This window comes from Altibacter sp. (assembly GCF_019913785.1).
In the GTDB taxonomy this organism is placed as follows: Bacteria; Bacteroidota; Bacteroidia; order Flavobacteriales; family Flavobacteriaceae; genus Altibacter.
Genome location: NZ_JAIOHK010000067.1, coordinates 18,487 through 29,213, shown reverse-complemented (window position 1 = coordinate 29,213; position 10,727 = coordinate 18,487). Strand labels below are relative to the sequence as shown.

The following is a 10,727-nucleotide window of genomic DNA, read 5'->3' as shown; positions in this document are numbered from 1 at the left end:
ATTCCATAATCACGTACCCAGTTGCAACTGTTTCGATCACTTATGGTTAGAATACTGTCCTTAACCTTAACCTGTATTTCGTTCATTAAATTCTCGCCGGTCTCCACCCGAACATTCTGGAAATCTCCCTGACTAACAATGAGTTGTACACGTTCCCAAACTTGTATTTTTTTAAACTCCTTTACACGAAATTCTCTTTCAATAATAGCTCCCGACTCTTGAATACAATCCCAGGCTGATTCAGAATTACATCCAAACAAGAAAATCAAACTAATTATGTACAATATCTTTTTCATAAACAATTATAAACGTATTCCTACTCCAAACTCTACGGCTTCGGCTTTTGCCCAATGTGCTTTTAATGTTATCGCTCCAAAAAATCTGTCCTTGTAAAAATACCTTTTTAATCCCAATCTGTTATAGATACGATTCTCAAATTCGTACGGCCAGTAGGTATAATACCCAAGTTGCGATACAAATGCCGTTTTGTTAAAGCGTAATTCGTGTCCTATAAAAACCCCTACCCTCCTATAATTTTCATCACCGGTAAGTCCATCTTCAGGAAAAGCAATGGAACGATACCGAATTAATTCAATTAAAAATTCAGAAAAGAAAACTTCAATTCCCGCTTGGAACGTGCTCTTATAATTAATTCGTTTATCCGCATACAATGAAAGCGTATAAAAAGGATATTGCCCCAAGCCATTTACATCGGCTTCATTAATACCCGTCCTAAAAACAAAATTTAGATGTATTCGTTCGGCATAGTACCTACTGGGCCATGACTCCAAAGGAATCCTATACGGAAAACTTTGAGGGTCAAACTGATAACTCAAGCCCGCATTAAAGTACAAGGTGTTGGTACTATTGTTAGGTGCTTTAAAATTGGCATTTGAATAATGTATTATTCCGAATCCGGCATGAAACCCAAAACCCTTGTATAAATTCTCTTTAACATAGTTCACCTTTAAGAAGGTAGAACTCAATAACTTACTACCATAGGCATTGTTCTGATAATTAGTCTCCGGATCGTATGGATTAGATGTTAGGGCAATCCCTTGGGCCATTCTAATAGTGAGGTTTCGGTTGAACATATACCAATTAAAATGTCCGTAGACCGAATAATTCACCCCTAAATAAGGATTTGCCATGTCCTGATAAATAAAGGTAAAACCCCAATCGGGATGGTTATAGCGTCGTTCCCATTCATTAAATCCATAGGTCTTTCTGTTGTAACTAAAAAATACACCTGAAGGGTGGCCTGTGATTAAATGCGAAATATCCGGGTTATGCTCTAAAATGGTACCATAGAAATTATCGACTTCAAAAGAGTGAAATCGAAGCTCATTCTGCTGTGCCGAAGTATGTTGGAATGAAATGAATAATATTAATAAGTAAAATCTGTACTTCATGCCTTTTAAAGAGGCGTAAATATACATTAATCCTAAAAATTGAACCATAAATAAAAATCAAAATGGCAGATTCGAAAAATCCACATTTCCACCCGAAATCAATAAGCCGACCTTTTGGTTTTTAAAGCGTTCTTTTTCACGATTCAAAGCTGCCAAAGCCACCGCACTTGAAGGCTCAACAACCAGCTTCATCCGCTCCCACACCCAACGCATGGCAGCAATTATTTCACCCTCCTCCACTCTGATGATCTCTTGAACAAAGGATTTAATAATTGGAAAATTAATAGTTCCCAAATTGGTCCTCAAGCCATCTGCAATTGTATTGGTAGTACTATTCCTCTCTATGAAACCACTTTGCAAGGAGCGATACGCATCATCAGCCTCAAAGGGCTCTCCTCCATAGGTTCGGCAATTCATTCCAAAATAGTGTGCCGCTAATGCGGTACCTGCAACCAACCCTCCACCACCCACCGGAGCAAAAATCAAATCTAGTTCGGGCTGTACTTCTAAGAGTTCCATAGTCGCCGTAGCATTTCCAAGTATCACATTAATATCATTGGAGGGGTGTAAAAAACTAGCGCCTATCTCATTTTTTATTTTTTCTGAAGCGGCCTCACGAGCTGCAAGAGTTGGCTCGGTTTCAGTAATAATTCCACCGTAACCACGTACAGCATCTTTTTTAACCGTTGGGGCGTTGGATGGCATAACGATATACGCTTTTACCCCTAAGTTTCGGGCAGCCAAAGCGACCGCCTGACCAAAATTTCCTGAAGAATGGGTCACCACGCCAGCGCGTCGCTGGTCGTTTGAAAGCTGAAGTATGGCATTTGTAGCCCCCCTCATTTTAAAAGCCCCCATCTTCTGAAAATTCTCACATTTCAAATAAACCTCGGCACCAATTTCAGTGTTTAAAAAGGAAGATGTCAATACCGGAGTTCTATGCACGTACGGCCTAACCCTGTAATAGGCTTCTTCAAGGTCTTGCTTTAAAGGAATCATAGTATAGGAGAAGTACCTACATTTATAAGGTCGGCCAATGAGGTATTTTCAAAAATCTTAAGTGTATTATCTCGAACCTGAATCATCAAATTATGGACACTGCATTTGGCTTCATCCGGACAGTCATCACATTTTTCATAAAAATTCAAGCTAACGCAGGGCACCATGGCAATTGGACCTTCTAAAACTCGATATACCTCCGAAATAGGAATATCCTTGGCCTCCTTCAGTAAATAATAGCCACCACCTTTTCCCTTTTTCGATTCTAAAAAACCTGCCTTTCTGAGGGAAAGTAGGATGCTCTCCAAAAACTTTTGGGAAATGTTTTCTGCTTCAGAAATCACAAATATCTGCACAGGAGTATTCCCTGCATTTCTAGCGAGATACGTAAGAGCTTTGAGGCCGTATTTTGTTTTTCGGGATAACATGTCAACGCATTGCTTATAAGGAATAAATTTACACTTTTTAAAATAATTTAGAGGCAATTGCCTTGATATTATCACTCTTACCCATGGAGTAAAAATGCAAAAATGGAACTTGCTCTTTTATTAACTCCCGGCTTTGCATGATGCACCATTCGATTCCAACTTGCCTTACCTCATCGTTGTTCTTGCAATCAAGTACCGCTTTGATCAAATCGTCCGGTAAATCGGCATTAAATCGTTGCGGAATAATATTTAGTTGTTTTTTGGTAGATAACGGTTTTAAGCCCGGGATTATTGGAGCTGTTATTCCTGCCGCTCTGCATTTGGCCACAAAACGAAAGAACTTATCGTTATCAAAAAACATCTGAGTCACTATATAAGAGGCACCATTCGTTATTTTCTTTTTGAGAAAATGAATATCACTCTCCATATTGGGTGCTTCCATGTGTTTTTCGGGATATCCGGCCACGCCAATACAAAAATTAGTCTGCGCCTGATTCAATATCTCTGCATCCAAATAGCTGCCCTTGTTTAAAGAAACAATCTGTTTCACCAACTCTTCGGCATAGGCATGCCCTTTCTTCTCGGGTGTAAAATAGGTTTCATTCTTAACCGCATCGCCACGTAAAGCCATCACATTGTCTATCCCCAGAAAATCCAGATCGATCAAAAAATTCTCGGTATCCTCTTTCGTAAAACCACCGCATAATATATGCGGAATCGCATCTACGTCGTATTTATTCTGAATGGCCGCACAAATTCCTACCGTTCCGGGTCGCTTCCGAACCACCCTCTTTTCCAACAATCCATTGTCGAGCTCTTTGTACACATATTCTTCTCTGTGGTAGGTAACATCAATAAACGGAGGCTTAAACTCCATCAACGGATCAATACTGTCAAAAACCGATTGTATATTTTGCCCTTTTAACGGGGGTAGGATCTCAAAGGAAAATTGTGACTTTCCGTTTCCATTTTGTATGTGTTCTGTAACTTTCATTTAGTCTGCCATATTTGTTTTTAACCATTTTTCGGCCAATTCGTAATCAATTCCCTTGCGTTGGGCAAAGTCGGCCACCTGATCTTCCTTGATCTTCCCTACTCCAAAATAACGGGCTTCAGGATTACCAAAATAATAGCCCGAAACCGAAGCGGCCGGCCACATGGCCAAGCTTTCCGTAAGGCGTACCCCAATTCGTTCCTCCACACCTAAAAGCTCCCAGATGGTCTGCTTTTCCAAATGATCGGGACAGGCAGGATAACCCGGAGCCGGACGAATCCCCTTATAAGCTTCTTGAATCAATTCAGTATTCGTTAGTATTTCATCCTTCCCATAACCCCACGCCTTTTTTCGTATTTGTGCGTGTAGGTATTCTGCAAAGGCTTCGGCCAATCGATCTGCCAATGCCTTCACCATGATGGCATTGTAATCGTCGTGTTGCGCCTCATACACCTCCGCCAATTCTTGTGCGCCAAAGCCTACCGAAACGCAGAAACACCCTATATAATCCTGTTTGCCCGATGCTGCAGGAGCGATAAAATCGGACAATGCAATATTAGGTCTCCCTTCCGCCTTTTTACTTTGTTGACGTAAGGTTCTAAACACAAATTCTCGTCCCTCATGGGTTAACAAAATATCGTCATCGTTGACCGAATTCGCTTCGAACAATCCAAACACCGCTTTTGCTGTAAATAATTTTTTTGAAATGATCTGCTGAAGTAAGACTTGGGCATCGTTGAATAACTCCGAAGCATGGGTTCCTACCACCCTGTCTTTCAGGATGTCCGGATATCGTCCATGAAGCTCCCAACTTCGGAAAAACGGACTCCAGTCAATATAATCTTTCAAGATGGTGAGATCAAAATTATCGATCTCCTGTATCCCTAATTTATTCGGTGTTACAATTTCCGAAGCATTCCAATCAATACTGAATTTATTTTTTCGTGCAGCCTCAATCGTGATATACGATTTCACTTTTTGGCGTTTCAAAAAGTTTGTTCTAAAGTTGTCATAATCAACTTTAAGGTTTTGCCTAAAAGCGGCTCTCGTATCCTTTTGAAGTAAATCTCCCACAATGGTAACCGCTCTCGACGCATCGTTCACATGCACCACAGCATGTTGGTATTGTGGGTCAATCTTTACCGCCGTATGCGCTTTGCTGGTAGTTGCACCACCAATTAGCAGGGGAATACTAAATTCCTGTCGTTCCATTTCCTTTGCCAGGAAAACCATTTCATCCAGTGAAGGAGTAATAAGACCACTTAGTCCAATCACATCAACTTGTAGTCTTTTTGCTTCGGAAATAATCTTCTCCGCAGGCACCATCACACCCAGATCAATGATCTCGTAATTGTTGCATGCCAAAACCACCCCAACAATATTCTTCCCTATATCATGTACATCTCCCTTTACCGTTGCCATCAAAATGCGCCCGTTCGAACTCACCTCTCCATTTTTTTCAGCTTCAATAAAAGGTAACAAATAGGCCACGGCCTTCTTCATAACACGTGCCGATTTCACCACTTGCGGCAGGAACATTTTTCCGCTTCCGAAGAGATCTCCCACCACATTCATCCCTATCATTAAATGGCCTTCGATCACCTCTATGGGTGTATTCACAACCTGCCGAGCCTCTTCTACATCTTCCACTATATAAGCATCAATTCCTTTTACGAGCGCTCTGGTGATACGATCCTGCAAGGGTTCTTCCCGCCATGAAGTGTCAACGGCCTTTTCCTTGCTATCCTGAATAACCGATTCGGCCAAATGCAGGAGTCGTTCGGTGGCGTCCTCCCGTCTATCCAACATCACATCTTCTACATGTTCTAACAGCTCCTTTGGAATGTCGTCATATACCTCCAGCATCGCAGGATTGACAATCCCCATATTCATTCCGGCCTGTATGGCATGATATAAAAATACCGAATGCATCGCTTCGCGTACCTTGTCATTCCCTCTAAAACTAAAGGAGACATTGCTCACCCCACCACTCACGCTACTATGTGGCAGGTTGGCACGCACCCATCTGGTAGCTTCGATAAAATCGATGGCATTTTTGCGATGTTCCTCCATCCCGGTTGCTACCGGAAAAATATTTAAATCGAAAATAATGTCTTCCGGAGCGAATTTCACCCTGTCCACCAAAATATCATAACTGCGCTTTGCGATTTCAATACGGCGATCGTAATTATCTGCCTGTCCTACTTCGTCGAACGCCATAACGATCACCGCAGCGCCATACCGTTTGATCAGTTTTGCATGATGTATAAATTCGGTTTCGCCCTCTTTCAAGCTGATCGAATTCACAACACATTTGCCCTGCACAACTTGCAATCCGGCTTCTATGATCTCCCACTTGGAGCTATCGATCATGATGGGCACCCTCGAAATATCGGGTTCGGCCATGACCAAATTTAGAAATTTCACCATAGCCTCTTTGCCATCTATCAAGCCATCGTCCATATTGATATCGATGATCTGGGCACCACCCTCCACCTGATGACGGGCAACAGATAAGGCCTCTTCAAAATTTTCGTCCTTTATCAATCGCAGAAATTTTCGTGAACCGGCCACATTCGTCCGTTCACCCACATTGATAAAATTGCTCTCCGGTGTAATCACCAAAGGTTCTAATCCCGAAAGTTTCAGGTAGCGTTTCTCTTGTATTTCAATTTGGGTCTCTATCATCTATTCTACTGAAAACGTATTTTGTTGTACTTGAAAAGGCCTTGGCTTATAGTTGGAAGTCAACTCGGCAATCGCCTGAATATGTTCGGGAGTAGTACCGCAGCAGCCTCCTACTATATTGATCAGTGCCTTATCTAAGTATTCTTTAATCTGTAATGCCATCTGTTCCGGACGCTCATCGTACTCCCCAAAGGCATTCGGTAAACCCGCATTGGGATAGGCCGAAACTGCCAGTTGCGTACGTCTGGCAATTGCTTCCAAATGAGGTGTTAGCTGCTTCGCGCCTAAGGCACAGTTAAAACCTACACTCAACAGCGGAATATGGGAAACTGAAATCAGGAACGCTTCGGCAGTCTGACCCGAAAGTGTACGTCCCGAAGCATCTGTAATGGTGCCGCTAATCATCACCGGAATATCCAAATTACGCGCCTCCTTTATTTCTTCAATAGCAAACAAGGCTGCCTTGGCATTGAGGGTATCAAAAACGGTTTCGACCAAAAGGACATCGACACCACCGTCGATCAAAGCCTCAGCCTGTTGTTTATAGGCGATGCGTAATTCTTCAAATGAGATCGCTCTAAAACCCGGATCGTTCACATTGGGTGACATACTGGCCGTTTTATTGGTGGGCCCCATCGCCCCGGCTACAAATCGAGGCTTTTCAGGTTGTTGTTTGGTAAATTCGGCTGCGACCTGCTTCGCGATTTTGGCCGATTCGTAATTCAGTTCATACACCAGATCTTCCATATCATAATCGGCCATGGCGATAGTGGTTCCCGAAAAGGTATTGGTTTCCACCATATCGGCACCAGCTTCAAAATACTTCTTATGCACCTCTGCAATTGCTTGTGGTTGCGTCAACGACAGCAGGTCGTTATTTCCTTTTACCGACTTATGAAAATCCTTAAATCGCACCCCCCTAAAATCTTCTTCCGAAAATTGATACCGCTGCAACATGGTTCCCATTGCCCCATCCAGGATGAGAATACGTTCTTTCATGGCATGATGTAATGCATTCATATTTTTTCTCCGTTTAGCACTATTTGATAGGTAACCTCTACACAGCCTGCCAATGTCAAGGACACCGAACAGTACTTTTCAAAGCTTAGGGCCGCTGCCCGCCTGGCCTTTTCCACAGTGATATCCCCTTCCAAATACACGGTCACATGTATGGATTTAAAGGGTTTAGCCGCAGGGCCTTCCACCCGTTCTCCTTCTACTTCCACCGCATACGATCGAATCTCTTGTCGCTGTTTTTTCAGCACATAGATAATATCGATGGCATTGCAGCTTCCTACTGCCATAAGAACCAACTCCATGGGACTTGCCCCCTTCACCTCATCATTGGTTTTATTGTCAATAAAGACCGAAACATTGTTCGCTCCTTTGGCTTCAAAAAGAAAATCATCATTAATTCTATCTAGCGTTACTTTCATGTTATTTTAGTTTAGTTTATCACTAAGGCGCAATATATCTCCAAAGACACCACGCGCTGTTACGGTTGCTCCGGCCCCGGCTCCTTGAATTACAATGGGATGCTCCCCATAACTTTCGGTGTAGATTTCGAAGATAGAATCACTGCCCTTTATCTGTCCTAACATACTATTTTTAGGGACGGAAACCAATTTAACTTCTAAAATAGCACCATCCTCCCGCGATAAATCTCCGTGTAAGTCACCCACATAACGTAAAACATGTGCTTCAGATTGATTGTTTCGCCTAATATGAAACGGCACATCAAAATCTTGCAGTTTATCGAGAAATTCTTCCTTGGAAACATTCCGTAAGTGCTTCGGAATTAAATTCTGAATCACCACATCTTCAAACTCAGTGTGCAGATCCAATTCGCGCGCCAAGATGAGTAATTTTCTCCCTACATCGTTCCCACATAGGTCTTCTCGCGGATCCGGTTCGGTAAATCCTTTCCGAATAGCCTGCTGAAGTACGCTGCTGAAGGTTATTTCATTTTCTGAAAAGTGGTTAAAAATATAACTCAACGATCCCGAAAATATACCTTTTAACCGAGTGATATTCTCTCCCGAAAGATGCAACAGCTTTATGGTATCTACCAGCGGCAATCCGGCTCCTACATTGGTTTCGTACAAATATTCTTTGTTCTTTTCAGAAAGCAAACTGCGCAATTCCTTGTAAAAACCAAGCCCCAGAGTATTTCCAATTTTATTGGATGAAACCAAACTAAATCCGTGTTCCACCAATAGTTTATAATAGGAGACAAAGACTTCATTGGCCGTATTATCAACGGCGATCAAGTTTTCTAACTGATGCGTTTTCGCAAAAGCGATCACATCGTTGATTGTATACGAAACTCCTTTTTCACGTTTCTTTTGCCCCCAGTTTTCTGAAATGCCATTTTTATCAAGGAACAAGGAAGTGGAATTGGCTATGGCAAAGATATTGAGTTCGATATTCCGTCGTTTCGAAATTTCCTTCCCTGAAGCGATCACCTGATCGATCAAGATACTTCCCACATTGCCATGACCGAAAATGGCCAGGTTGATCTTCTTCTTTTTTAATTGCTCTAAATCGATTCGCGATATAGGCGGTTGTAAGGTCTCCGTGCTCATATTGGTCATTTATTTACACAAAGAGAAGTTCTTTGGCGGGGTTACAAATCTGCAAAGTAGTGGATAGATCTTCGATAAGATCCTCGGCCTGCTCAATACCACAGGAGAGTCGGATTAGGGAATCCTTTATCCCCGCTTTTAGCCGAATGTCTCTTGGAATGGATGCATGCGTCATCTGTGCCGGATGGCAAAGTAAACTCTTCACACCACCCAGGCTTTCGGCAAGCTTAAAATAGTTGGTGTTAGTTACAAATCGATTGGCACCCTCTTGGGTATCCTCTTTTAGCGTAAATGACACTATGCCTCCATAGAGTCCGCTTTGTTGCTTTTTAGCGATCTCATGGTTTTTATGCGATGTCAAACCGGGGTAGAACACCTCTTGCACCGCCTCCTGTTCTTTTAGAAACAAGGCAACCTTTAGTGCATTCTCGCACTGTTTCTTATACCGAATATCAAGCGTTTCTATACCTCGAATGGTAAGAAAACAATCCCAGGGACCTAAGATCCCACCCGATGCATTTTGAATAAATTTCAATTTTTCTGAAAGGGTCACGGTCTTGGTGATCACTAAGCCGGCCACCAGATCGGAATGCCCTCCAATATATTTGGTACCGCTGTGAATTACAATATCGGCGCCTAATTCAATTGGTTTTTGAGCGATGGGTGAAGCAAAGGTATTGTCCACCACCAACAGCGCATTTACGCTTTTTGCGATCGTTGCGATTGCTTCAATGTCCGACACTTTTAAGGTTGGATTGGTAGGGGATTCGATCCAGATCAGATTGGTTTTGGAGGTGACCGCCTCTGCCACATTATCAACATCTGTGGTATCTACATACCGTACCGAAACACCCAACTTCTCGTACACATGGGTAAACAGGCGATAGGCACCGCCATAGATATCGTCTACTGCGACGATCTCATCACCGGCCGATAGTAATTTTAAAACAGCATCGATAGCGGCCAAGCCGGTTGCAAAAGCAAAGCCAGAGTGACCCGCTTCCAGTTGGGCGACCACATCTTCCAACACCTTTCGGGTTGGATTGTTACTTCTGGCATAATCGAAGCCCTTGTTGACACCGGGCGCTTCTTGAATAAAGGTAGAGGTTTGGTACACAGGTACCGAAATGGCCCCGGTGAGCGGATCACTGGGAATAGAATGAATAATTTTTGTTGCACTCATTTTTCTAATTTTTTGAGTTAATAAATGAATTAAAACAAAAGTCAAATGCGCCCTAAAAGCGTACTTAATAGAAAAATGTTAAAAAGAAAATCGTGATTTCAGATGAGAAATGACGTTTTGTTATCTATCCAATTATCGATAATCAATCGAAAATTAAGTAGAATGTAGCACCTTCATTCCGGAGAAAGGGTTGCTAAGGCTTCACAGGGTCTAATCCCTCCGCCTTTCTTGATAACATTTCAATAAAGTTTTGAACTTTGTGAGTGCAAATATTCGGTTACAAAAAGTTAGTATCCAAACTTTTCTTTAAAAAATTTCAAATAAAATTTCTATTCGCTTTATTTTTTTACTTTTGCAGAACAAATTTAAAGAGGAAGATTTGACTGCTTGCAACCTCTTATTTTTCTGAAATTATTTCAGAAAATAATATGCTAAACC

Annotated in this window: 9 protein-coding genes, 1 pseudogene and 1 riboswitch; all 10 genes and pseudogenes read right to left on the bottom strand. The window is 42.1% G+C overall.

What is annotated here, in order from left to right; translation table 11 throughout:
• On the bottom strand, positions 1-296 hold a 296-nt coding region (locus K8F54_RS12265; RefSeq protein WP_290791378.1), incomplete at its 3' end, for a DUF2807 domain-containing protein.
• A 6-nt stretch (positions 297-302) separates the two neighbouring features.
• Positions 303-1,412: an acyloxyacyl hydrolase gene (locus tag K8F54_RS12260; RefSeq protein WP_290791376.1), complete on the bottom strand. Its 1,110-nt coding sequence runs from the start codon at positions 1,410-1,412 to the stop codon at positions 303-305.
• 57 nt (positions 1,413-1,469) lie between these two features.
• Positions 1,470-2,411, bottom strand: a complete 942-nt coding sequence (locus tag K8F54_RS12255; RefSeq protein ID WP_290791374.1) for a pyridoxal-phosphate dependent enzyme — start codon at positions 2,409-2,411, stop codon at positions 1,470-1,472.
• A complete protein-coding gene (locus tag K8F54_RS12250) occupies positions 2,408-2,839 on the bottom strand; it encodes an Rrf2 family transcriptional regulator (protein WP_290791372.1) in 432 nt (143 codons plus the stop codon). Before K8F54_RS12250 ends, K8F54_RS12255 begins: the two co-directional genes overlap by 4 nt.
• A 37-nt stretch (positions 2,840-2,876) precedes the next feature.
• Positions 2,877-3,833 (bottom strand): methylenetetrahydrofolate reductase [NAD(P)H], encoded by a 957-nt coding sequence (metF, locus tag K8F54_RS12245; protein WP_290791370.1) that lies wholly within the window; start codon positions 3,831-3,833, stop codon positions 2,877-2,879.
• Positions 3,834-6,521: a methionine synthase gene (metH, locus tag K8F54_RS12240; RefSeq protein WP_290791368.1), complete on the bottom strand. Its 2,688-nt coding sequence runs from the start codon at positions 6,519-6,521 to the stop codon at positions 3,834-3,836. It abuts the gene before it with no gap.
• Entirely contained in the window at positions 6,522-7,541 is a 1,020-nt protein-coding gene (locus tag K8F54_RS12235) for a homocysteine S-methyltransferase family protein (protein WP_290791366.1), read from the bottom strand.
• A complete protein-coding gene (locus K8F54_RS12230; RefSeq protein WP_290791364.1) occupies positions 7,538-7,957 on the bottom strand; it encodes an OsmC family protein in 420 nt (139 codons plus the stop codon). The genes K8F54_RS12235 and K8F54_RS12230 overlap by 4 nt, the downstream gene beginning before the upstream one ends.
• Before the next feature lie 6 nt (positions 7,958-7,963).
• Positions 7,964-9,046 (bottom strand): annotated as a pseudogene (locus K8F54_RS12225) (aspartate kinase); the annotation flags it as partial.
• Positions 9,047-9,119: 73 nt separating this feature from the next.
• Entirely contained in the window at positions 9,120-10,289 is a 1,170-nt protein-coding gene (locus K8F54_RS12220) for a PLP-dependent aspartate aminotransferase family protein (RefSeq protein WP_290791361.1), read from the bottom strand.
• A gap of 117 nt (positions 10,290-10,406) precedes the next feature.
• Positions 10,407-10,527: riboswitch (SAM riboswitch) on the bottom strand.
• Positions 10,528-10,727 lie beyond the last annotated feature (200 nt).

Excerpts from the sequence above, each read along its gene's own strand:
- K8F54_RS12255 (WP_290791374.1), bottom strand. The coding sequence starts at position 2,411 with ATGATTCCTTTAAAGCAAGACCTTGAAGAAGCCTATTACAGGGTTAGG.
- metH (WP_290791368.1), bottom strand. The coding sequence starts at position 6,521 with ATGATAGAGACCCAAATTGAAATACAAGAGAAACGCTACCTGAAACTT.
- K8F54_RS12260 (WP_290791376.1), bottom strand. The coding sequence starts at position 1,412 with ATGAAGTACAGATTTTACTTATTAATATTATTCATTTCATTCCAACAT.
- K8F54_RS12220 (WP_290791361.1), bottom strand. The coding sequence starts at position 10,289 with ATGAGTGCAACAAAAATTATTCATTCTATTCCCAGTGATCCGCTCACC.
- K8F54_RS12250 (WP_290791372.1), bottom strand. The coding sequence starts at position 2,839 with ATGTTATCCCGAAAAACAAAATACGGCCTCAAAGCTCTTACGTATCTC.
- K8F54_RS12235 (WP_290791366.1), bottom strand. The coding sequence starts at position 7,541 with ATGAATGCATTACATCATGCCATGAAAGAACGTATTCTCATCCTGGAT.
- metF (WP_290791370.1), bottom strand. The coding sequence starts at position 3,833 with ATGAAAGTTACAGAACACATACAAAATGGAAACGGAAAGTCACAATTT.
- K8F54_RS12230 (WP_290791364.1), bottom strand. The coding sequence starts at position 7,957 with ATGAAAGTAACGCTAGATAGAATTAATGATGATTTTCTTTTTGAAGCC.